Source organism: Thermus altitudinis (assembly GCF_022760835.1).
Classification (GTDB): Bacteria; Deinococcota; Deinococci; order Deinococcales; family Thermaceae; genus Thermus; species Thermus altitudinis.
Genome location: NZ_JAKTNQ010000009.1, coordinates 13,644 through 35,765, shown reverse-complemented (window position 1 = coordinate 35,765; position 22,122 = coordinate 13,644). Strand labels below are relative to the sequence as shown.

The following is a 22,122-nucleotide window of genomic DNA, read 5'->3' as shown; positions in this document are numbered from 1 at the left end:
AGCTTAAAGCTCCCGGACCAGGCGGCAAAGCCTATCCACCCCGCTGGAAACCTCCTCTAGGGTGATGAGGAGATCCAGGTGGGCCAAGGTGGTGGCCCGGCTCTCCGCCCTTCCGCTTTCCAGGCGGCTTAGGTGCGCCCGCCGCAAGCGATCCAGAAAGGCCGCCACCTCCCCTTCCTCGGACAAAACCCCCTCCGCCAAAGCCTTGTCCCCCGTGGCCAAGGCCGCCGCCATGCGCTCCAAGCGGCCTAACACCAGCCTCCCCGCCTCTAAAAGGTCCTCCTTGCCTTCCGGGCTGAAGGTCAAGCCCTGGGCCCAAAGCTTCTCCGCTTGCCGTACCACCCGGCGCACCAGATCCCCCAGGTGCTCCAGCTCGCTGGCCGCCACGAAGAAGCGCACCGCCCGCTCGTCCCGGGTACGGGTGGAAAGCTCGGCCGTGTAGAGGACCACCTCCCGGGTAAGCCGGTCCACCTTCTCCTCCAGGGCCTCGAGCTCCGCCTCGCCGCCCTCCTCCTGGGCCAGGATGCGCACCGCCTTAGCCAACATGTCCCGCACGGCATCCGCCACCCGGCCCAGCTCCCTCCGCACCAGGGCATAGGCCAGGCTTGGGGTTTCCAGGGCCTCGAGGGAAAGGTACTTGGGGCTGATGCTGGGGCGGGGGAACAGGCGCTGCACCACGCGCAGGTAAAAGGCCTGGAGAGGAAGAAAGCCCAAGGCATAGACCCCATGGCTCAGGAGATGGAGCCCCACCACCCCCAGCCCCCCTAAGGGCCCAAGCAGGAGCAAGAAGGGCAAGGAGAGAAGCAACCGATGCCCAAAGAGCACCGCGGAAAGCGCCCATGCCTCCCTCCTACCCCCCAAGGCCGCCAGGAAAAGGATCCCCGAAACCCCCACCCCTGCCCCCAGGGTCAAGGCCATCCCCCCCTCCTGCCCCAAAAAGGGTAGAAGGGCCAGGGCCAAAGCCGCCACCCCGTTGGCGGTCCCCAAAAAGAAGGCCAGAAGGATCCCCACCAGATACAAGACCCATGGAGCCGGGCCCAACAGGTTCAGAAGAGGCACAACGGCCGTAGCCCCTTGGCCCATCTCCAAAAAGCCCAGGAAAAGAAGGCCCGACCCCAGGAGAACCAGCCCCCCGCTCCGGCTTCCCCGGAAGAGGAAAAGGGGAAGGCCGAGGACCAACAGCGCCTCGGCCACCTCCCGCTGGGCCAGGGCCACCACCCCCACCCAAGCACTGGCCCCAAAGGTGGCCGCCAAGGAAAGGAGAGCGGCCTGCCCCAGGAAAAAGATCCCCCCTTCCAAAAGCCCCAGGGCCAGGAGGGAGAGGCCGGTCCCGCTGCCCGAGAACAGGCCCAAGAGGAAACCGGAAAGCAAAAGACCCTCCGGTGTGGAGAAGGCCCGCGCCAGGAGGTACCGCTTCCCCTTGACGGAGGAAAGCCCTTCCCCAATGAGGTGAAGCCCCAAAAGCAAAAGGGCCAGGCCCGCCAGAAAGCCCACGGGAGGAGTATACGAAAAGCCGGCCCTAGGGCCGGCCTTCTGGTCGGGGAGACTGGATTTGAACCAGCGACCCCCTCGTCCCGAACGAGGTGCGCTACCGGGCTGCGCTACTCCCCGTAGCGCCCATCAGTATAGGGTAGGAAGGCTAAAAGGTCAAAGGGTTGACGGAAAAGAACCCTCCTCCTACACTAACCCTTAACCGCGCCGGGGCGCGGCGAAAACCAGCCCGTTCTCTTATCCAGAGCGGTGGAGGGTACGGCCCTGTGAAACCGCGGCAACCTCCCATCCCTTCCGTTCCATGGCCGGATGCGGGTGGGGCTGGTGCCAAGGCCGGCCCGGGTGGGGGAAACGCCCGGGGACGATAAGAGAGGGGGGTAAGCGCCACGCCCAACCCCTTCTAGGCGAGAGAACGGTGCCCTTGCACTTCCCGCCAGAAGGGGCCTTCTTATTGGCCCCTTCCAAGCGCCCCCGGCAGGTTCTTGGAAAGGAGGCCAAGGATGCACTTTGAGACCCTGCAGCTGCATGCCGGTTACGAGCCCGAGCCCACCACGTTGAGCCGCCAGGTGCCCATCTACCCCACCACCAGCTACCTCTTCCAAAGCCCCGAGCATGCCGCCAACCTCTTTGCCCTTAAGGAGTTCGGAAACATCTACTCCCGCATTATGAATCCCACGGTGGAGGTGCTGGAAAGGCGTCTGGCGGCCCTCGAGGGGGGTAAGGCCGCCCTGGCCACCTCTTCGGGGCACGCGGCCCAGTTCCTGGCCCTCACCACCCTGGCCCAGGCGGGGGACAACCTCGTGGCTACCCCGAACCTCTACGGCGGAACCTTTAACCAGTTCAAGGTAACCCTGAAACGGCTGGGGATTGAGGTGCGCTTCACCTCCCGCGAGGAGCGCCCCGAGGAGTTTTTGGCCCTCACCGACGAAAGGACCCGGGCCTGGTGGGTGGAGTCCATCGGTAATCCAGCCCTAAACATCCCCGACCTCGAGGCCCTGGCCCAAGCCGCCCGGGAGGTGGGGGTGGCCCTTTTCGTGGACAACACCTTTGGCATGGGGGGGTATTTGCTAAGACCCCTGGAATGGGGGGCGGCGGTGGTGACCCATTCCCTCACCAAGTGGGTAGGGGGGCACGGGGCGGCGATCGCCGGGGCCATGGTGGACGGGGGAAACTTCCCCTGGGATAACGGCCGCTACCCCCTCCTCACCGAGCCCCAGCCGGGGTACCACGGGCTTAAGTTGACGGAAGCCTTCGGCCACCTGGCCTTCATCGTCAAGGCCCGGGTGGACGGCCTCCGCGACCAGGGCCAGGCCCTGGGCCCCTTTGAGGCCTGGGTGGTCCTACTGGGCATGGAAACCCTTTCCCTGCGGGCGGAGCGCCATGTGGAGAACACCCTGCACCTGGCCCATTGGCTGGCGGAACAGCCCCAGGTGGCCTGGGTGAACTACCCCGGGCTCCCCCACCACCCCCACCACGCCCGCGCCCAAAAGTACTTCCGGGGTAGGCCTGGGGCCGTCCTCACCTTCGGCCTTAAGGGAGGGTACGAGGCCGCCAAGCGCTTCATCGGGCGCCTCAAGCTCATCTCCCACCTGGCCAATGTGGGGGACACCCGCACCCTGGCCATCCACCCCGCCTCCACCACCCACTCCCAGCTCTCCCCCGAGGAGCAGGCCCTGGCCGGGGTTGCCCCGGAGATGGTGCGCCTAAGCGTGGGCCTCGAGCACGTGGAGGACCTGAAGGCGGAGCTCCAGGAGGCCTTGGCATGAGCGAGATCGCCTTGGAGACCTGGGGGGAGCACGAGGCCCTCATCCTCAAGCCCCCCCGTTCTCCCCTTTCCATCCCTCCCCCAAGGCCCCGCACCGCGGTCCTCTTCCCCAGGCGGGAGGGGTTCTACACGGAGCAGGGCGGCTTCCTGCCCGAGGTGCGCCTGCGGTTTGAAACCTACGGGCGGCTTTCCCGGCTGCGGGACAACGCCGTCGTGGTCTTCCATGCCCTCACGGGAAGCGCCCATCTTGCCGGCACCTACGACGAGGCCACCTTGCCGAGCCTTTCGCCACTGGAAAAGGCCTTCGGTCGGCATGGCTGGTGGGATGCCCTGGTGGGCCCCGGGCGGATCCTGGACCCCGCCCTTTACTACGTGATCTCCGCCAACCACTTGGGAAGCTGCTATGGCTCCACCGGGCCCCTCTCCCTGGACCCGCGCACGGGAAGGCCTTACGGAAAGGAGTTTCCACCCCTCACCATCCGGGACCTGGCCCGGGCCCAGGCCAGGCTTCTGGACCACCTGGGGGTGGAAAGGGCCACCGTGATCGGGGGAAGCCTGGGGGGGATGGTGGCCTTGGAGTTCGCCCTCATGTACCCCGAAAGGGTGAAGAAGCTGGTGGTCCTGGCCGCCCCGGCCAGGCACGGGCCCTGGGCCCGAGCCTTCAACCACCTAAGCCGCCAGGCCATCCTGCAAGACCCCGACTACCAAAAGGGCCACCCTGCCCCACAGGGCATGGCCCTGGCCCGGGCAATCGCCATGATGAGCTACCGCGCACCCCGGGGCTTTGAAGCCCGCTGGGGCCAGGAGCCGGAAAAGGGGGAGACCTACCTGGACTACCAGGGGGAGAAGTTCCTAAAACGCTTCCATGCGGAAAGCTATCTGGTCCTCTCCCGGGCCATGGACACCCACGATGTAGGCCGGGGAAGGGGTGGGGTGGAGGAGGCCCTGAAGCGCTTGAAGAACCTACCCTCCCTGTTCGTAGGCATAGACACCGACCTCCTCTACCCGGCGGAGGAGGTGCGGCAAGTGGCCCGGCTCAGCGGGGGTCGGTACCGGGAGATCCGTAGCCCCCATGGCCACGACGCCTTCCTGATTGAGACCGACCAGGTGGAGGCCATTCTGGACTCCTTCCTGCCCTAGCCCTACTTCCCTACGCAAAAGTTCTGGAAGATGCGGGCCACCACCTCCGGGGAAACCTCCCTCCGGCCCCTTAGGGAGGCCAGGGTGCGCACGGCTTCCTCCAGGGCCAGCCCCATCAGGTCCTCGGGGAGGTCCAAGGCCTCGAGAAGCCTCTCCCTGGCCCGGTGGAGGGCCTGGAGCTGTCGCTCGGTGAGGAGGTACTCCCCCCCTTCCCTGCCTAAAAGGGCCTCCCGGATGGCCTCCTTAAGCCGGTCCAGGCCCTGGCCGGTGAGGCTGGAAACGGGAAGGAACTCCGGGTCTTCCCATAGGGGGGGAAGGTCGGCCTTGGTGGCCACCTTCAAGCTCCCGGGGGGCAAGGGAGGAAGGGGAGGCTTGGGAGCCGAGCGGTCGGCCACGTAAAGCACCAGGTCGGCCTCCTCGGCGATCCTTAAGGCCCGTTCCACCCCCGCCCTTTCCAGGGGGTCTTCCGTGTCCCTTATCCCCGCGGTGTCCACCGCCACCAGGGGAATGCCGAAAAGCTCCAAAGGGGCTTCTAGATAGTCCCGGGTGGTGCCGGGGATAGGGGACACCAAGGCCCTTTCGTAGCCCAAAAGGGCGTTGAGAAGGGAGCTCTTACCGGCATTGGGCGCCCCGATTAGGGCCAGGCGGGCTCCCTTCTGGGCCAGCCGGGAGGCCCGGCCCTGGGCCAGGAGGGCCTCCACCTCCTCCAGCACCTCCCCAATCACCCGCTTGGCCTCCAGGGGCTCCACCCCCTCCTCGGGGTAGTCCAAGAGGGCCTGGATGTGGGCCAGGAGGGAAAGGAGCTGGTCCTCCAGGCTGGCAATCTTCTGCGAAAAGCTCCCCTCCAGGCTCCTTAAGGCCTGGCGGCGGGCCAACTCCCCTTCCGCCTCCACCAGGGCCAAGACCGCTTCCGCTTGGGCCAGGTCCAGCTTCCCGTTCATGTAGGCCCGGAAGGTGAACTCGCCCGGAGCCGCCACGCGAGCCCCCGCCTTCACCAGGGCCTCCAGGACCCTCCTCAAAACCGCCGGCGAGCCATGGGTGTGGAACTCGCAGGCCTCCTCCCCGGTGTAGGACCGGGGTGCCCGGAAGACCAAAAGGAGGGCCTGGTCCAGGACCTCTCCCGTTTCCGGGTCCACCACCTCCCCCAGGGTGAACCGGCCGCCCTTCAGCTTCCGGGGATCCTTTCCCCGCCACACCTGGCTGGCAATGGCCAAAGCCCCCTCCCCCGAAAGCCGCACCACCCCGATGGCCCCCTTCCCCAAGGGAGTAGCGATGGCGCAGATGGGGTCCTTCAGGGTCATGGGCTAGAGGGCTTTGGCTAGGGCCTCGAGGGTAAGGGCCACATCCTCCTCCCCATGGGCCACGGAAAGGAAGGCCGCCTCAAAGTTGGAGGGTGGCCAGTACACGCCCCGGTCCAGGAGGCCATGGAAGAAGCGCTTGAAAAGCTCCGTGTCCGTGCGCCTGGCGTCTTGGAAGGTGACCACCGGCCCCTCGGTGAAGAAGACGGTCAACATGGAGCCCATGCGGTTTACCGTGTGGGGAATGCCCTTTTGCGACAAGACCTCTCTAAGCCCCGCCTCCAGCTTCGCCCCTAGGGCCTCCAGGTACGCGTAGTAACCGGGATTTCTCTCCAGGATCTCCAAAGTGGCCAGGCCCGTGGCCATGGCCAAGGGATTCCCCGAAAGCGTCCCCGCCTGGTAGACGGGTCCTAGGGGAGCCACCCTTTCCATAATCTCCCGCCTTCCCCCATAGGCGGCGGCGGGAAGCCCTCCCCCAAGGATCTTCCCTAGGGTGACCAGGTCGGGCCTTAGGCCCAGGCGCTCCGTGGCCCCGCCCAAGGCCAGGCGGAAGCCCGTCATCACCTCGTCGGCGATAAGGAGGACCCCGTACTGCCGGGCCTCATGCAGGGCCTTTAGGAACTCCTCCGTGGGGAGCAAGACCCCGGCGTTGCCCACCACCGGCTCAAAGATGATGGCGGCGATCTCCTCTCCCCTCTCCCTCAAGACCTCCCTAAGACCTAGGGGATCGTTGTACTCCAGGACCAGGGTGAGGCCGGCGTACTCCTCGGGCACCCCGGCGCTGCTGGGAACCCCCAGAGTGAGGGCTCCGCTTCCCGCCTCCACCAAGAGGCCGTCCGCATGCCCGTGGTAGTTGCCCCGGAACTTGACGATGTACTTCCTTCCCGTATACCCCCGGGCCAGGCGCAAGGCCGACATGGTGGCTTCGGTGCCGGAGCTGACAAAGCGCACCAGCTCCACCATGGGGAAGGCCCGTTTCACGGCCTTGGCCAGCTCGGCCTCCAAAGGGTGAGGGGCACCAAAGGTGAGGCCCCCTTCCGCCACCTCCTTAACCCGTTGCACCACTTGCGGGTGAGCATGGCCCAGGATCAAGGGCCCCCAGCTGAGCACGTAGTCCACATACCGGTTCCCATCGGCATCCCACACGTAGGCCCCCTCCCCCCGCACGAGGAAAGGAGGCGTACCCCCCACCGCCTTGAAGGCCCTAACGGGACTGGAAACCCCGCCGGGGATATGCCTTTGGGCTTCGGTAAAAAGCCTTTCAGAGATGGGCCTCTCCATGCCTTACACTCTACGCCAGCCCGCGCCTGGGTCAAAACGGGCTACGTCCTACTCAAACCCACGGATAACCCGAGGACGGGTCGTGGCCACACAAGACATAGTTGCAAATCTTGCCACCAGCAGCAAAGGGACCATCAAGGGCGCCCAAGCAAGGGCCAGACAACCCCACCTAAAACCCTGCGTTTTCAAAAGCCCAAAACCCGCCGCAAAGCCGCCAGCACCCGGCGAGCATTGGGCCGGTAGTAATGCTCAATGGCGCTGAAAGGAGGGTACGGGGCGTCGTATCCCGCCACTCGCACCACGGGGGCCTGAAGGTAGTCTATGGCCCCTTCGGCGATACGGGCGGCGATCTCGGCCCCGAAGCCACCGGTGCGCATGGCCTCGTAGACCACCACCGCCCGGCCCGTCTCCCGCACCGCCTCGAGGAGGGTCTCCTCATCCAGGGGAACCAGGGTTTCCAGGTCCACCACCATGACCTCCACCCCCTCCTTGGCTGCCACCCCAGCCGCCTCCAGCATCACCTCCACCATGCCCCCGTAGCCGATCAGGGTGGCGTGCCTCCCTTCCCGCACCACCCGGGCCTTCCCCAAGGGGAGGGTGTAGTAGCCTTCCGGCACCTCCGCCCGTACCCCCCGGTAGAGCTTGATGGCCTCCAGGAAAAAGACGGGGTCCTCGTCCTCAATGGCGGCAAGGAGGAGACCCTTGGCCCTTTCGGGGCTCGAGGGAATCACCACCTTAACCCCAGGGGTATGGGCCAAAAGGGCCTCGGGAGAGTCCGCATGCTGCTCAGGGGTGTGCACCCCTCCCCCATAGGGGGCCCGCACCACCACGGGCAAACCCACTCGGCCCCGGGAACGGTGACGCCAGCGGCCCAAGTGGGAAAGAATCTGGTCCAAAGCCGGGTAGAGAAAGCCGGCAAACTGGATCTCCGCCACCGGGCGCAATCCCCCCATGGCCAGGCCGATGGCCAGCCCCAGAATGCCGCTTTCCGCCAAGGGGGTATCAAATACCCGTTTCTCCCCGTATTTGGCCTGGAGGCCTTCCGTGACCCGGAACACCCCCCCAAGCCGGCCCACATCCTCCCCGAAGACCAAAACCCGCTCATCCCAAGCCAAGGCCAGGTCCAGGGCCTCGTTGATGGCCTGAACCAGGTTCAGCACCCTGGCCTTTTCCGCTACCATAGTTCCTCCACGTGTTTCCCCTGCCTTAAGGCCTCCCAGGCCCGCCTCTGGTCGGGGCCCATCTGCGCGTACACATGCTCCACAATCATCTCGGGCGTGGGCTCAGGGGCTTGGTCCGCCAAGGCCACCTCCCGGGCGAACTCCTCCTCGAGCTCCCCCAAGAGGGCCTCCTCCGCCTCCACTCCCCATAGTCCCTGGTCCTCGAGGGCCTTCCGGAGGCGGAGGATGGGGTCCTTGGCCCGCCAGGCCTCCTCCTCCTCCCGGGTGCGGTAGCGGCTTGGGTCATCGGAGGTGGTGTGGGGAGCCAGGCGGTAGGTGAGGGCCTCCAGGAGGGTGGGCCCTTCCCCCCTCCTGGCCCTTTCCACCGCCTTTTTGGCCTCCAGGTAGACGGCGAAGGCGTCGTTGCCGTCCACCACCACCCCAGGAATCCCGTACCCCTCCGCCCGCCGGGCGATATAGTCCACCCGCATCTGCCTCTGCCGCGGCACGCTGATGGCGTAGCCGTTGTTCTGCACCAGGAAGACCACGGGGGCGTCAAAGACGGCAGCAAAGTTAAGCCCCTCGTGGAAATCCCCCTCGCTGGTCCCCCCGTCCCCTATAGAGGTGGCCACCACCCAACCCTCCCCCCGGTACCGCCCCGCCAAGGCCAGGCCCACCGCCTGGGGAATCTGGGTGGCGATGGGGATGTAAGGGTTCACCGCCCGCACCCCTTGGGGAAACCGCCAGCCTGCGGGATGGGCTCGCCAATAGAGGATCAAGGTATGGATGGGGAGGCCGCGGGCTAAGAGCATGGCGGACTCCCGGTAACTGGGCACCACAAAGTCCTTCTCCCCTAGGGCCAAGGCCACCCCAACCTGCGCCGCCTCCTGTCCCATGAAGGGGGCATAGACCCCAAGCCGTCCTTGGCGCTGAAGGAGAAGGGCCTTCTCGTCAAAAAACCGGGCCCGGCGCATGGCCCGGTAAAGGGCCAAGGCTTCCCCCTCGCCTATGGGAAACTCCCCCTTATCCAGGTATCGGATTACCTTGGGCTTCACGCCGGGGAGTTTACCACAGGAGCTAAGCGCTCCAGAGCTAGGGCGATCTCATTCTCGCCCTTGCAAAAGGCGAAGCGAAAAAGCCATGGGGGTGGATCCTCCCGGTAGAAGGCGCTGGCTGGGATCACAGCTACCCTGGCCACTTGCACAAGCTGGAAGGCATCCCAACCGGGAAGCTCGGCCATAAGGAAGTAAGTGCCCTCAGGCTCAAGGGCCTTTAGGCCTAAGGACCTAAGCCCATAAAGGAGCAGATCCCGCCTCTTCCGATAGCTCTCCCGCAAGGCCTCGTAGAACCCCTCCTTTCGGGCCACCCTCAAGGCCTCCGCCACCCCCGCCTGCAGAGGGCTTGGTGCCGAGAAGCTGGTCCACTGCCGCATCCCTGCCAGGGTGGGCATGAACTCCTGGGGCCCCACGATCCAGCCCACCCGGTAGCCGGTGGCCTCGAGGCGCTTCCCCGCACTGCCCACGGTGAAGGTGCGCTCGGGGGCCAAGTCCCGTAACCGGGGTGGCCTTTCCCCGAAATAGAGCTCGTCGTAGACCCCGTCGGAAACCAGAAAGAGCTGGTGCCTCCGGGCCAGGTCCGCCACCGCCTTAAGCTCCTCCCGGAAGACCAGGCCCGTGGGGTTCATGGGGGTATTGAGAAGGAGAAGCCGGGTACGGGGGGTGATGGCCGCCTCCAGGGCCCCTAGATCCAGCCGGAATCCCCCCTCCCCCAGGGGCAGGCGCACCAGCCTGGCCTCGGCCCCGGCCAGGAAAGCATGGGGGAGGTAGACATCAAAAAAGGGCTCCAGCACCACCACCTCATCCCCCGGACCCACCAGGCTTTGCAGGAGCACATATAGGGCCTCCGTGGCCCCCGAGGTGACCACCACGGACTCAGGTTCCACCGCAAACTCCTCCGCCAAGGCCTCCCTAAGCTGGGGAAGGCCCGCAGGAGGGGCGTATTGGTCAAAGCGGCCCAGGGCCCTTTGCACCGCTTCCCGCAGGAAGGCGGGCGGAGGGCTTGAGGGAAAGCCCTGGCCCAGGTTCACCGCCTGGAGTCTGGCCGCCAGCTGGCTCATCTTGGGGAAGATGCTTTCCCGGGCCGCCTGGGTGCGGGGGTGGAGCCGCATAGGTATAAGGGTAGCCCAAAGCCCTTTGCGCCTCAACCGGTGATCCTGAGAAGGCTCAGGAAGCTTTCCAGCTCCAGGCTGGCCCCTCCCACCAGCCCCCCGTCCACGTTGGGCATGGAAAGGAGGTCGGCGAAGTTGTTGGGGTTGACGCTGCCCCCATACAGGATGCGGACCCGATCCGCAAACGCCCTTCCGTAGAGCTCAGCCAGGGCCTGGCGGATGGCCTGGTGCATGGCCTCGGCATCCTCGGGGGTGGCGTTCCGCCCGGTGCCGATGGCCCAAACCGGCTCGTAGGCGATGACCAGGGCCTCGGGACCCGGGGGGTTGACCCCCTCGAGGCTCCCCCTCAGCTGGGCCAGGGTATAGGGCACCGCCTCCCCCCTTTCCCTTACCTCCAAGGGTTCCCCTACGCAGAGGATGGGGGTAATCCCCTCTTCCAAAAGCCTTTTGGCCTTCTCCGCCACCAGAGAGTCGCTTTCCCCATGGTAGCGCCGCCTTTCCGAATGCCCCACGATGGCGTAGCGGCACCCTAGGTCGGAGAGCATCCGGGCGGAAACCTCCCCCGTGTAGGCCCCTTCCCGGTGGCGGGAGACATCCTGGGCCCCATAGGCCACCTGGCTTCCGGAAAACACCTCCTTGGCCAAAGGCAACATGGGAAAGGCCGGCAACACCGCCGCCTCGGACTGCAAGGGGGGTAAAAGCCTCTTGAGCTCGGCAAACCACACCCGGGCCTCCGAGGGCACCTTATGCATCTTCCAGTTTCCTGCCACCAAGACCCTGCGCATGCCGCCATCCTATAGGAAAACCCCGCCCGCGAGGGCGGGGCCGGAACCTGCCTCTTTACTCTAGGACCTCAATCCCCGGAAGGGTACCCTTTTCCAGGTACTCCAGGCTCGCCCCACCCCCGGTGGAGACGTGGCTGAAGCGCTCCTTGAGGCCCAGACGGTTCACCGCCGCCACCGAGTCCCCGCCCCCCACCACGGTGAAGGCCCCCTCCAAGGCCGCCAGTGCCCGGCCCACCGCCAGGGTGCCCTGGTCAAAGGGCGGTACCTCAAAGACCCCCATGGGACCGTTCCAAAAAACCGTCTTGGATCCCTTGAGGGCCTCGGCGAAAGCCTCCTGGGTCTGGGGACCGATGTCTAGGCCCATAAAGGGCACCGGAATGGCATCGGCGGGAAAGGTGCGGGTTTCCACCCCCGCCTCAATCCGCTCCGCCGCCACCACATCCACGGGGAGGTACACCTTCACCCCCAAGGACTCCGCCCTCCTCAAGAGGTCCCTCGCCAAATCCAGGCGGTCTTCCTCCACCAGGCTCTTCCCCACCTCACCACCCATGGCCTTGATGAAGGTGAAGGCCATGGCCCCGCCGATGAAGAGGCGGTCTATGCGGGGCAGGAGGTTCTCAATCACCCCGATCTTGTCGGAGACCTTGGCCCCACCAATGACCACCGCATAGGGCTTTTCCGGATTCCTTAGGAGGCGGGAAAGAGCCTTCACCTCCCTTTCCATGAGGAAACCGGCAAAGGAAGGAAGAAGCCTGGCCACCCCCACCACGCTGGCGTGGGCCCGGTGGGCGCTCCCGAAGGCATCCAGGACAAAAGCCTCCCCCAGCCGGGCATAACGGGCGGCAAGCTCGGGGTCGTTCTTCTCCTCCCCCGGTTCAAAGCGCACGTTTTCCAAAAGGGCCACCTCACCCGGGGCCAGGGCCTCTACCGCCTGATGCGCCTGGTCGGAACCGGGGCTGTGGGGCACGAAACGGACACCGGTTAGATACCGGCCTAAGGCCTCCGCCACCGGGGCCAGGGAGTACTTGGGGTCCACCCCCTTGGGCCGACCCAGGTGGGAAAGAAGCACCAGGGAGGCCCCTTGTTCCAGAAGGTGGCGCAGGGTGGGAAGGCTTTCTTGGATGCGGGTATCGTCCTGCACCGCCCCCTCCTTGATGGGTACGTTGTAGTCCACCCGCACCAGGATGCGCTTGCTCCGGGCATCCAGATCCTGTAACGTGCGCATCTAGACCCCCTTCTTTAGCACCAGCTCCACCAGATCCGCCACCCGGTTGGAATAGCCCCACTCGTTGTCGTACCAGGCAAAGACCTTGACCAGGTTGCCCAGGGCCTTGGTGAGCTTGCCGTCCACGATGGAGGAGTGAGGGTCCATCACGATATCCTGAAGGACGATCTCGTCCTCGGTGTAGGCCAAAATGCCCTTCAAGGCACCTTCGGCCGCTGCCTTGAGGGCAGCGTTCACCTCCTCAGCGGTCACCTCACGCCTGAGCACCGCGGTGATGTCGGAGATGCTCCCCGTGGCCGTGGGCACCCTGAGGGCGCTCCCGTCAAACCGGCCCTTCAAGGAAGGAAGCACCAAGGCCGTGGCCTTGGCCGCCCCGGTGGTGGTGGGGATGATGTTGATGGCCGCCGCCCGCGCCCGACGCAGGTCCTTATGGGGCAGGTCCAGAACCCGCTGGTCGTTGGTGTAGGAGTGGACGGTGGTCATGAGGGCCTTTTCCACGCCGAAGGCCTCTTCCAGCACCTTCATCACGGGGGCCAGGGAGTTGGTGGTGCAGGAGGCATTGGAAATGATGTGGTGCCTGGCGGGATCGTATTGCTCGTGATTCACCCCCATGACGATGGTGATGTCCTCGCCCTTAGCCGGGGCGGTGATGATCACCTTCTTGGCTCCCGCCTCGAGGTGGGCCTTGGCCTTGTCGGCATCGGTGAACACCCCCGTGGACTCAATGACCACGTCCACACCCAGGCTCCCCCAAGGAAGCTCCTTGGGATCCTTTATGGCCGTGGCCCGGATGGGCTTGCCGTTCACGTAAATGTTCTCGTCGTCGTACCCCACCTCCCCAGGGAAGCGGTGGTAGATGGAATCGTACTTCAAGAGATGGGCTAGGGTCTTGTTGTCGGTCAGGTCGTTGATGAGGGCCACCTCCACGCCCCGCCCATGAAGAATACGGAACACCTGGCGGCCGATTCTGCCGAATCCGTTGATGCCTACCTTCATAGCTTACCTCCTAGCGTGGCTCCTGCCCCCCTGCTGTGCCGGCGGGGTAAAGAGCTATGGCTTTAGTATAGCGGCTTTTCCATAAGTGATTCCCGGCACTTGGCTTAAGCGAACCCCCAGCCTTGACCCGTAAACCCCAAAACCCTAGCATGGTTGACGGCCACCCAGGTGGTCCCGGAGGTAGCTATGTGGAAAACCGAGGTTCTTCCCTATACCCCCTTGGTTAAGATCCTTTGGCCAAACCGTAGCCTGGCTCGCGACCTCACCCTAATCCTGGCGGGTAGCCTCCTCGTGGCCCTGGCCGCCAGGATCAACATCCCTTTGCCCTTCACCCCCGTGCCCATCACCGGCCAGACCCTGGCGATTCTTCTGGTGGGCGCGGCCCTGGGTAGCCGCCTGGGATTCCTAGCCCTTCTCGCCTATGTGGCGGAGGGCGCCATGGGGCTACCCGTCTTCGCGGGGGGCACGGGCGGCCTGGCCAAGATTCTGGGCCCCACCGGAGGGTTCCTGTTGGCCTTCCCCTTGGCAGCGGGGCTCGTGGGTCTTTTGGTGGAGCGGTTCGGCCTAGACCGCAGCTTCCTGGGTACCCTACTGGCCATGCTGGCGGGCAACGCCCTCCTCTACCTGGTGGGGCTTCCCTGGCTTGCCGCCTGGCTCATGGGGGCAGGAAAGTTCGCCGGAACCGGTGCACTTCTGGCCATGGGGCTCTTCCCCTTCATCCCCGGGGACCTGGTGAAGGCGGTCCTGGCTGCCCTCCTCTTGCCCTCCGCCTGGAAACTCTTGGGAAAGCGCTAGCGTGCGGGTAGCCCTAGCCCACCTGGGCAAAAGGCCTAGCGTTTCCGAGTTGCTCCAGGCCCTCCTACCCCTATTAGAAAGGGCGCAAGGGGAGGGGGCCTTGGCCCTCCTCCTTCCCGAGCTGGTCCTGGGGAAGCAAGGGGAAGACACCCTTCCCCAAGCCCTTAAGGCCCTGGCTGAGGAAAACCGGATACCGGTGCTCGCAGGCTTCCTGGCCCCTGGCCCCAGGAACCGGCTTGGCATCTTCCCCCAGGGTCCCTTTTACGATAAGGTGCATCCCTACCTGGCGTCGGACGAGGAGGGGGATGAGGGGATTGCGCCCGGGGAAGGCCCCGTGATCTGGGAGTTTCGCGGCAAACGGTTCGGGCTTGCCCTTTGCTACGATCTGGACTTTCCCGAGCTGTTTCGCAGTTATGCCCTGATGGGCGCCGAGGGCTTTCTGGTGGGCTCGGCCTGGCCCGGGGAGTACCAAGAGCTTCTCTCGGTCCTGGCCCGGGCCCGGGCTGCGGAGAACCAGGCTTATTTGCTCCTGGCCAACCGTGCGGACACGGGAAGCCCCTCCCTGGCGGTGGCCCCTGATGGGCGCCTCCTGGGCCTAAGGCATGAGGAGGGGGTTCTGCTGGTGGACCTAGACTTTGCCTTCCTGGAGGAGTACCGCGCCCGCTACCCCATCCTCCGCCACCGGCGGCCGGAAGCCTACCGCCTTTGGTAAGATGGCCTTCGTGCTGGAGAACCGCCGGGCGCGGCACGACTACGAGATCCTGGAAACCTACGAGGCAGGGCTGGTCCTCAAGGGAACCGAGGTCAAGTCCCTGCGCGCCGGTAAGGTGGATTTTACCGGGAGCTTCGCCAAGTTTGAAAACGGTGAGCTTTACCTGGAAAACCTCTACATCGCCCCCTACGAAAAGGGATCCTACACCAACGTGGACCCCAGGAGAAAGCGGAAGCTCCTTCTTCACCGCCACGAGCTCAACCGGTTAAGGGGCAAGGTGGAGCAAAAGGGTCTCACCCTGGTACCCCTTAAGATTTACTTCAACGAACGGGGCTACGCCAAGGTGCTCCTGGGTTTGGCCCGGGGGAAAAAGGCCTATCAAAGGAAGGAAGACGACAAGAAGCGGGCCGTGCGCCGCGCCCTGGAGGAGCTATGAGGTTCCTGGCGCTGGCCTTGTTCCTCCTTCTCGCCCTGGCCCAGGCGCCAAGGCCCCTCCTGGTGGGGGGGGAGGTGGGCCAGGCCTGGTATCCCGGGGGGCGGGGCTTGGCCTACGGGGAAGTGGGCCTTATAGCCCGGGGCCTGGGACTTGCCCTGTGGCAAGGGGAAGGCCAGGTGGCCCTGGGCCTGGGAAGCCGCTACAAGGCCTTCCCCCTGGTGGCCAACGAGGCCCAGGCGGCCGCCCGGGGGGCGGCCTGGAAACGGGGGCAGGAGGTCCTTGTCCCCCTACGGCCCTTAAGCGAGGCCTTGGGCCTGGAATACCGGGCCCAGGAAGGTATCCTGCTCCGGCTTCCCTGGGCTAAGCTTCTTTCGGTGGAACGCGGGCCAGCCCGCCTTTTGCTGCGCTTCTCCCGGGAGGTGAACGCCCTGGTGGAGGGCAACAGCGTCCTCTTCCTCCTGGCCCAGGGAGAAGGGGCGGGCCTGAGCCAGGAGGCCCAGGGCCTGCGCCTGGCCCTGGAAAGCCCGCCCGCCCGGCTCTTCTACCCCGGCGGGGGCCAGGTGGTCCTGGAGTGGGGTTCCCTGGCTAGACCCAGGCCCACGGTGCTCCTGGACCCGGGACACGGGGGGCAGGACCCAGGTATCTCGGCGGGGGGCTTCTGGGAAAAGGACCTCACCCTGGATCTGGCCAAGAGGGTAGCCTCCCGCCTGGCCAACGCCAGACTCACCCGGCAAACCGACCAGTACGTGCCCCTCGAGGCCCGCTTGGCCCAGGCGCAAACCGCCTCGGTGATGGTTTCCCTGCACGTGACCCAGGGCAGCGCCGTGAACCTCTACCTCCCCAAGGCCCGCACCTCTCCCCTTGCCCGGAACGCCGAGGCCCTCCTGGCCACGGCCCCAGCGGAGCAAGCCGCCTTGTTGAAGGTCTATGCCGGTGACCCGCGGCGCCTGGCCGTGGCCTTGGAAAAGGCCTTCTCTGCCCTGGGCCTCGTGCTGGCCCGGGCCGAGGGTCCCTACGCCCTCACGGACATCCCCGGGGCAGGGGTACTCCTGGAGGTGGGGGTGGAGCGGCTCAAGACTCCTGAGGCCCGCAACCAGGTGGCGGAGGCCATCGCCCAGGCCATCCGCACCTACTTGGAGTAACCATGCGCCGACTCTTGACCTTCTGGAACCTCCTTGGCCTTGCCTTCTTCGCCCTGGGGGCTCTGGTCTACTGGCAAAGCCCAGGGCACCAGGCTGCCTCCGCCCTGCCCTTGCCCTCGGAGGAGACCCTGGCCGCAAGCAGCCTGCCCATCATCCTTTACCTTCCCAACCCCCCTCAAGGCCTCCGCAAGGAAACCCGCACCCTGGAGCTGGCCCCGGGGGATACGCCGGAGAACAAAGCTCTGGCCGCCTGGGCCGAGGCCTTGCAGGCCCCTAAACCCCGGGGCCTCTACCGGATGGCCCAGGTTCTCGTGGTGGATCTTCCCGCCGATTTCCCCCTGGGTCTGGATGCCAGCCAGGAAGCCCTACGCCTCTACAGCCTGGCCTACACCCTCCTGGCCACCTTCCCCCAGGCCCAGGAGGTGCGCTTCCTGGTGGAGGGGGAGCCTAAGCCGGGGCTGGCCCATTTAGACCTAAGCCAACCTTATCGCCTGCCATGAGGGAAAAGGAAGCCTGGCGCATTGACCGCTTGCTCCTCCAGGGGTTCAAGTCCTTTGCGGAGCGCACCGCTTTGGACTTTCCTGACCCCATCACCGGCATCATCGGGCCCAATGGCTCGGGCAAAAGCAACCTGGTGGAGGCCCTGCGCTTCGTGACCGGGGCCCGGGCCCACGAGCTAAGGGGACAGGAACTTAAGGCCTTCCTCTTTCACGGCAGCGATGGCCGCCCTCCCCAGGGTATGGCGGAGGTGCGCCTAGAGCTTTCCCGGGGCCGGGAGCGCCTGGTGGTGGAAAGGCGGATCGAGGGGGAGCGCTCCGTGTTCCGGGTGAATGGCCGGCCCGTGAGCGCCAAGGCCTTGGCCCTGCACCTGGCCGGCACCGGCCTGGGCCGCGGAGGGTATGCCATCGTGGGCCAAGGGGAGGTGGCCGCCCTTCTGGAGGCCCCGGAAGAGGTGCTCCTTGGCCATCTGGAGGAGGCCTCGGGACTTAGGCCCGTGGCGGAGGCGGCCCGGGCCACGGAAGAACGCCTTCGGGAAGCCTGGGACCTCTTGGAGCAGCGAAGGCTTGGGCTAGAGGAACTCCAGGCCCGGGCGGAAGGGCTAAGAAGGGAAGCGGCAACCGCGCAAAGGGCCCGGGAGCTGGACCTCCAGGTTCTGGCGCTGAAGGCAAGCCTCCTCGAGGCCCGGATAGAGGAAGCCCAGAAGGAGATGCAAAGGGCCCAGGAAAGGCTTGAAGCCCTAGCCCAGGAAGAGGAAACCCTAAAGGAGGAACGGGCAGGGCTCGAGGCCCACCGCCAAACCCTAGGCAAGAAGGAGGAGGCCTTGCGCCAGGAACTGGAGGCGGTGCGCCTTCGCCTCAAGGAACGGGAGGGCTGGGAGCGCGAGCTAAGAGAGCTTTCCCGGCTGCAAAAGACCTTGGACCGCCCCCCGCCGCCTGACCCCGGTCCCCCCATTCCCCCTCCCCCCCTACCGGCGGAGGAACTCCGCCAGCGCCTCAAGGCCCTGCGGGCCCGGGAAAAGCAGCTAAAAGAGGAAAAGCGCCGCCACGAAGAGGCCCTGCGCCGCTATCTGAGCGAACGGGCCCGCTACGAGGAGAAGCAAAAGGCCTATGCGGAGGCCCTTGCCCGGCGGCAACGTCTGGAGGAGGAACTTGGCCGCAAGCAGGAGGCCCTGAGGGTCCTGGAGGCCCAGACAGCCCAAAGAAGACAGCTGGAGGCAAGGCTGGCCGAGCTCAAGGCCCAAGCCCAGGCCGCCCAGCGGGAGGCCGAGCGCCTCAGGCGCCTGTTGCAGGCGGGAAGCGACCTGCAAGAAGGCCCCAGAAAGGTGCGCAGGCTTCCCGGGGTCCTGGGGGTGGTGGCCGACCTGGTGAGGCCCGAACCTGGGCTGGAGCTGGCCCTGGAGGTGGCCCTGGGCCCCCGGCTCCAATGGGTGCTTACCCAGGATGAGGAAGCCGCCAAAGCCGCCATCGCCTTCCTTAAGCGGGAAGGGGGCCGGGCCACCTTCTTACCCTTAAGCCTTCTTTCCCCCCCACCTCCCCCTTCACCCCAGCCGGCCCCTGGTCTCCTGGGACCCGCTTTCCGGCTGGCCCGGCTGCGGCTCGGGGTACCCCACGAAGAGGAAGTCCTCCTCACCCTTTTCGGGGACACCCTGGTCTTCAGGGACCTGGATACCGCCCTCGCCTACCGTAAAGCGGGGGGCAGGGAACGGCTGGTCACCGTAGAAGGAGAGGTGCTGGAACGCCTGGGGGCCCTCACCGGGGGAAGGCCAAGGGGAGGAGGAGAGACCCTCCTCCTAAGACGGCGCCTGGAGGACCTCGAGGCCGAAGAAGAGCTCCTCCGGCAAAAGGTCCGGGCCCTGGAGGAGGCCTTGGCCCCCTTGGCCTCCTACCAGCACCTGGAGGAACTCCGGGCCCAGGTGGCCACCCTCCAGCGTTCCCTCGCCTCCCCCCTACCCCCGCCCCCAGAGCCCCCCCCGCCTCCCCAAGACCCCTGGGAGGAAACCCAGCTCCAGGTCCTGGAGGAGGAGCTAAGAAAGCTGGAGGAAGCCTTGGCCCAGGCCGAGGCCCACGAACGCTGGCAGCTTCTTTCCCAAGCCCAGAAAGCCTGGGAAGAGGCGCAACAGGAGGTGCGCCGCCTCCAGCTGCGAATGGAGGAGCTGAAGGCCCAACTGGCCGCCACCGAACCCCTCCTGGCCGAGATGCAAGCCCTGGAGGGCCAGCTGGTGGCCTTACGGGAGGAAAGGCGAGCGCTTCAGGAACGGGAAACCCGGGCCCTCACCCGGGCCAACGCCCTTTTGGCCGAGCGGGAAAACCTAAGCCTCCTCCTGGCCCGCCGGGAAGCCCTCCTGGAGGAGCTTTTGCGGGAGCGGACCGCTTTGCCTCCCCTGGAAAGGATCCCCGGTACCCCCAAGGCCCTGCAGGCCAAGCTGGCCCAGCTAGAACGGGAGCGGGCCCGTTTAGGACCGGTGAACGCCCTGGCGGAAAGGGAACTCGTCCAGCTGGAAGCCCGCCTTAAAGCCCAGGAGGAGGAGGTCCAAGAAGCCCTGGAAGCCCTGCACCGCCTCGAGGCGGAGGCCAAGGCCGTGGAAAGGGAATACGCTGAGCGCTTGCGGGAAAGCTTCGCCGTGTTCCAGGAAGCCTTCCGGCGCAACGCTTCTGCCCTCCTGGGAGCCCAGGCCGAGGTGCGGCGGGAGGGCCGGGGCCTGAAGCTGGCGCTGGTTCCCGCAGGCAAACGCACCCAGGACCTCCGCCTCCTTTCCCTGGGAGAAAAAACCCTGGGCGCCTTGGCCTTTCTGTTCTCCCTGGGGGACCTCCAAGGGGGTCTGCCCCTGGCGGTACTGGACGAAGTGGACGCCGCCTTGGATGACGCCAACCTGGCCCGTTTCACCCGGTTCCTGCACTCGGGGCAGCAGTTCATCCTCATCACCCATCAAAAGCGCACCATGGAGGCCTGCCACGCCCTCTACGGGGTCACCGCCCAAGGAGGCGTGAGCCGGGTCTACTCCATCCGCAAGGAGGTGGCCCATGACCCTGAATGAGTACCAGCAGGAGGCCAAGAAGACCGCCCTTTACCCCGAGGCCTACCGGATCCTGTACCCCACCTTGGGCCTGGTGGGCGAAGCAGGGGAACTGGCCAACAAGGTAAAGAAGGTGCTTAGAGACCGCGGGGGAACCCTCGGCCCGGACGCTCGGGAGGATCTCCTGGCTGAGCTTGGGGACGTGCTTTGGTATGTGGCCCAGCTGGCCACCGACTTGGGGGTGAGCTTGGAGGAGGTTGCCCAAGGCAATCTGGCTAAGCTCCGCTCCCGCTTGGAGCGGGGAAGGATCGGGGGCTCAGGGGACAACCGCTAACGCAAATCACTTGCATCTGATACCCCTTTAAGGTATAGTGTCCTTCGGCTGGCACATCAGCCGAGGAGGTCTGGTATGGAAGAGACCGTTACCCTTCCCCGTTTAAACGAACCTGCGCCGGACTTCGTGGCCAAGACCACGGCTGGGGAGCTTCGGCTATCCGACCTCAAGGGCAAATGGGTGGTGCTCTTCAGCCACCCCGCCGACTTTACCCCGGTGTGCTCCACGGAGTTTCTGGCCTTCGCCAAGCGGCAAAAGGAGTTTGAGGAGCTGGGTGTTCAGCTGGTAGGCCTTTCCATTGACTCCATCTACGCCCACCTGGCCTGGCTGAAGGACCTGGAGGAGATGTCCGGGGTCCAGATTAACTTCCCGGTCATCGCCGACCTGGACATGAAGGTATCCAAGCTCTATGGCATGATCCACCCCGCCGCCAGCGAAACCGCTGCAGTGCGGGCGGTGTTCATCATTGACCCCAACGGTATCCTACGGGGCATGCTGTATTACCCCCTCACCACGGGTCGGAACATTGACGAGATTCTGCGCTTCATCCGGGCTCTCCAGTTCACCGACCGCACCGGCCTGAACACCCCTGCCGACTGGCAACCCGGGGAGGCCGCCATCGTCAAGCCTCCGGCCACCTTGGAGGAGCTTAAGGCCGACGAAGCCAGAAAAACCGAGTACGCCGAGTACAGGCGCTGGTACCTCCGCCTTAAGAAGGCGGAGTAGCCCATCCCCGAAAAAGCCCCCGGGGTCTCCCGGGGGCTTTCAGGGGGCATGCCCTCAGTCAAAGAGGTCAAAGATCTCCAGAAACCCTTTCTTTTTCCTGTAAGGTTTCCCTTCTTTGCGGTAGTAGACCTCCCTTTCCTCCTCGTAGGAACGCTCCACTTCCCGGGCCTCGGCCAGGAGTTTCTCCAGCTCCCCCTTGTCCAGCCAAACACCCCCGCACTGGGGGCATACGTCCAACAGGACCCCCCGTCTTTCCACCTCCCGCATGCCCACCTGGCAGTTGGGGCAAAGGAGAAGGGGCATCTACTCCTCCCGGCGGCCCATGAGGAGGCTGGCGTAGTAAAGAAGGGTGGCCAAGGAGCTGGCTAGGGCCGCCACATAGGTAAGGGCGGCCCAGGTCAACACCTGGCGGGCGGGGGCCATCTCCTGTTGGGAAAGAAAGCCCATGCGCCTTAGGAACTCCAAGGCCCGCCTCGAGGCGTCAAACTCCACCGGCAGGGTGACCAGCTGGAAAAGGGCTACCGCCAGGAAGAGGTAGAGGCCCAGCTTGGCCAAACCGATCGCCCCTACCATAAGCCCCAGGATCACCAGCCAAGGCCCCAGGTTGGAACCCAGGCTGGCGGCCGGCAGCAGGCTGGCCCTTACCCGCAGCCAAGCATACCCCTGGGCATCCTGCACCGCATGCCCCACCTCGTGGGCCGCCACCGCCAGGGCGGCTAGGCTGGGCGAGGCGTAGTTGGGCTCGGAAAGCCGCACCGCCTTGGCGTGGGGGTCGTAATGGTCGGTGAGAGCCCCCGGCACCGGCTCCACCCGCACGTGGGTGAGGCCATGGGCATCCAGGATGGCCCGGGCCACCTGGGCCCCCGTGAGGCCACGGCTATTGGCCACCCGGCTAAAGCGGGCAAACGTAGCCTGCAACCCTCCTTGTATCACCATGCTGGCCACGAAGACCAGCACCATGAGCAAAAGCGCCAACATGTCCATTCCCGTGCACCTCCTTACGGAGAGTAGCAAAAAACCGAGGCCACCCGTAGGTGGTCTCGCCATGCGCCTTCAGGCGCCCCAGCCGACCGGGGAAGGCTCCCGTACTGACGATCGGCTGGCCCCCACTGGGGGCGGCTACTCCCCGCAGGTACCTTTATACCAGACGCCCAC

At 65.7% G+C, this 22,122-nt stretch carries 21 protein-coding genes, 1 tRNA gene and 1 riboswitch; of the genes, 10 read left to right on the top strand and 12 right to left on the bottom strand.

Annotation, left to right across the window (positions count from 1 at the left end):
* Nucleotides 1–3: 3 nt before the first annotated feature.
* Together L0D16_RS04900 and L0D16_RS04895 are read right to left on the bottom strand one after the other, a co-directional pair.
* Nucleotides 4–1,494 (bottom strand): PhoU domain-containing protein, encoded by a 1,491-nt coding sequence (locus L0D16_RS04900; RefSeq protein WP_243030323.1) that lies wholly within the window; start codon nt 1,492–1,494, stop codon nt 4–6.
* 40 nt (nt 1,495–1,534) lie between these two features.
* Nucleotides 1,535–1,611 (bottom strand) — tRNA-Pro (locus L0D16_RS04895).
* Between the two features lie 114 nt (nt 1,612–1,725).
* A riboswitch (SAM riboswitch) is annotated at nt 1,726–1,862 on the top strand.
* A 129-nt stretch (nt 1,863–1,991) separates the two neighbouring features.
* Between L0D16_RS04895 and L0D16_RS04890 the strand changes: the two genes are divergently transcribed.
* Nucleotides 1,992–3,257, top strand: coding sequence for an O-acetylhomoserine aminocarboxypropyltransferase/cysteine synthase family protein (locus tag L0D16_RS04890; RefSeq protein ID WP_243030322.1), 1,266 nt, complete (start codon nt 1,992–1,994; stop codon nt 3,255–3,257).
* Nucleotides 3,254–4,396, top strand: a complete 1,143-nt coding sequence (gene metX, locus L0D16_RS04885) for a homoserine O-acetyltransferase MetX (protein WP_243030321.1) — start codon at nt 3,254–3,256, stop codon at nt 4,394–4,396. The genes L0D16_RS04890 and metX overlap by 4 nt, the downstream gene beginning before the upstream one ends.
* Before the next feature lie 2 nt (nt 4,397–4,398).
* Here metX and mnmE read toward each other — a convergent pair whose 3' ends face one another.
* The 8 genes from mnmE to gap form a co-directional block, all read right to left on the bottom strand.
* A complete protein-coding gene (gene mnmE / locus L0D16_RS04880; protein ID WP_243030320.1) occupies nt 4,399–5,697 on the bottom strand; it encodes a tRNA uridine-5-carboxymethylaminomethyl(34) synthesis GTPase MnmE in 1,299 nt (432 codons plus the stop codon).
* A gap of 3 nt (nt 5,698–5,700) precedes the next feature.
* Complete coding sequence (gene hemL, locus L0D16_RS04875; RefSeq protein ID WP_243030319.1) at nt 5,701–6,975, bottom strand: glutamate-1-semialdehyde 2,1-aminomutase; 1,275 nt, start codon at nt 6,973–6,975, stop codon at nt 5,701–5,703.
* A 185-nt stretch (nt 6,976–7,160) separates the two neighbouring features.
* On the bottom strand, nt 7,161–8,156 hold the full coding sequence (locus L0D16_RS04870; RefSeq protein WP_243030318.1) for an alpha-ketoacid dehydrogenase subunit beta: 996 nt from the start codon (nt 8,154–8,156) through the stop codon (nt 7,161–7,163).
* Nucleotides 8,150–9,190 (bottom strand): pyruvate dehydrogenase (acetyl-transferring) E1 component subunit alpha, encoded by a 1,041-nt coding sequence (gene pdhA / locus L0D16_RS04865; protein WP_243030317.1) that lies wholly within the window; start codon nt 9,188–9,190, stop codon nt 8,150–8,152. The genes L0D16_RS04870 and pdhA overlap by 7 nt, the downstream gene beginning before the upstream one ends.
* Nucleotides 9,187–10,302, bottom strand: a complete 1,116-nt coding sequence (locus tag L0D16_RS04860; RefSeq protein ID WP_243030316.1) for a pyridoxal phosphate-dependent aminotransferase — start codon at nt 10,300–10,302, stop codon at nt 9,187–9,189. The genes pdhA and L0D16_RS04860 overlap by 4 nt, the downstream gene beginning before the upstream one ends.
* 32 nt (nt 10,303–10,334) lie before the next feature.
* Nucleotides 10,335–11,087 (bottom strand): triose-phosphate isomerase, encoded by a 753-nt coding sequence (tpiA, locus tag L0D16_RS04855; protein ID WP_243030315.1) that lies wholly within the window; start codon nt 11,085–11,087, stop codon nt 10,335–10,337.
* 55 nt (nt 11,088–11,142) lie between these two features.
* Nucleotides 11,143–12,312 (bottom strand): phosphoglycerate kinase, encoded by a 1,170-nt coding sequence (locus L0D16_RS04850; protein WP_243030314.1) that lies wholly within the window; start codon nt 12,310–12,312, stop codon nt 11,143–11,145.
* Complete coding sequence (gene gap / locus L0D16_RS04845) at nt 12,313–13,308, bottom strand: type I glyceraldehyde-3-phosphate dehydrogenase (RefSeq protein ID WP_243030313.1); 996 nt, start codon at nt 13,306–13,308, stop codon at nt 12,313–12,315.
* A gap of 186 nt (nt 13,309–13,494) precedes the next feature.
* On the opposite strand from gap, the gene L0D16_RS04840 reads away from it, so the two are divergent.
* From L0D16_RS04840 to L0D16_RS04805, 8 genes are all read left to right on the top strand, one after another.
* Nucleotides 13,495–14,103 (top strand): biotin transporter BioY, encoded by a 609-nt coding sequence (locus L0D16_RS04840; protein ID WP_243030312.1) that lies wholly within the window; start codon nt 13,495–13,497, stop codon nt 14,101–14,103.
* Between the two features lies 1 nt (nt 14,104).
* Nucleotides 14,105–14,815: a carbon-nitrogen hydrolase family protein gene (locus L0D16_RS04835; RefSeq protein ID WP_243030311.1), complete on the top strand. Its 711-nt coding sequence runs from the start codon at nt 14,105–14,107 to the stop codon at nt 14,813–14,815.
* 1 nt (nt 14,816) lies between these two features.
* Nucleotides 14,817–15,251 carry an SsrA-binding protein SmpB gene (gene smpB, locus L0D16_RS04830; protein WP_105317862.1) on the top strand — a complete coding sequence of 145 codons (435 nt, stop codon included), beginning with the start codon at nt 14,817–14,819 and terminating at the stop codon, nt 15,249–15,251.
* Nucleotides 15,248–16,393, top strand: coding sequence for an N-acetylmuramoyl-L-alanine amidase family protein (locus tag L0D16_RS04825; RefSeq protein ID WP_243030310.1), 1,146 nt, complete (start codon nt 15,248–15,250; stop codon nt 16,391–16,393). Before smpB ends, L0D16_RS04825 begins: the two co-directional genes overlap by 4 nt.
* Before the next feature lie 2 nt (nt 16,394–16,395).
* On the top strand, nt 16,396–16,893 hold the full coding sequence (locus tag L0D16_RS04820) for a GerMN domain-containing protein (protein WP_243030309.1): 498 nt from the start codon (nt 16,396–16,398) through the stop codon (nt 16,891–16,893).
* Nucleotides 16,890–19,928 (top strand): AAA family ATPase, encoded by a 3,039-nt coding sequence (locus tag L0D16_RS04815; protein WP_243030308.1) that lies wholly within the window; start codon nt 16,890–16,892, stop codon nt 19,926–19,928. Before L0D16_RS04820 ends, L0D16_RS04815 begins: the two co-directional genes overlap by 4 nt.
* Nucleotides 19,915–20,241, top strand: a complete 327-nt coding sequence (locus L0D16_RS04810) for a nucleoside triphosphate pyrophosphohydrolase family protein (RefSeq protein ID WP_243030307.1) — start codon at nt 19,915–19,917, stop codon at nt 20,239–20,241. The genes L0D16_RS04815 and L0D16_RS04810 overlap by 14 nt, the downstream gene beginning before the upstream one ends.
* A gap of 75 nt (nt 20,242–20,316) precedes the next feature.
* A complete protein-coding gene (locus L0D16_RS04805; RefSeq protein ID WP_243030306.1) occupies nt 20,317–20,967 on the top strand; it encodes a peroxiredoxin in 651 nt (216 codons plus the stop codon).
* 54 nt (nt 20,968–21,021) lie between these two features.
* Here L0D16_RS04805 and L0D16_RS04800 read toward each other — a convergent pair whose 3' ends face one another.
* Nucleotides 21,022–21,270, bottom strand: coding sequence for a TFIIB-type zinc ribbon-containing protein (locus tag L0D16_RS04800; RefSeq protein WP_243030305.1), 249 nt, complete (start codon nt 21,268–21,270; stop codon nt 21,022–21,024).
* The gene (locus tag L0D16_RS04795; RefSeq protein ID WP_243030304.1) at nt 21,271–21,951 is read right to left on the bottom strand and encodes a zinc metallopeptidase; all 681 of its coding nucleotides are present in this window, start codon (nt 21,949–21,951) and stop codon (nt 21,271–21,273) included.
* Nucleotides 21,952–22,122 lie beyond the last annotated feature (171 nt).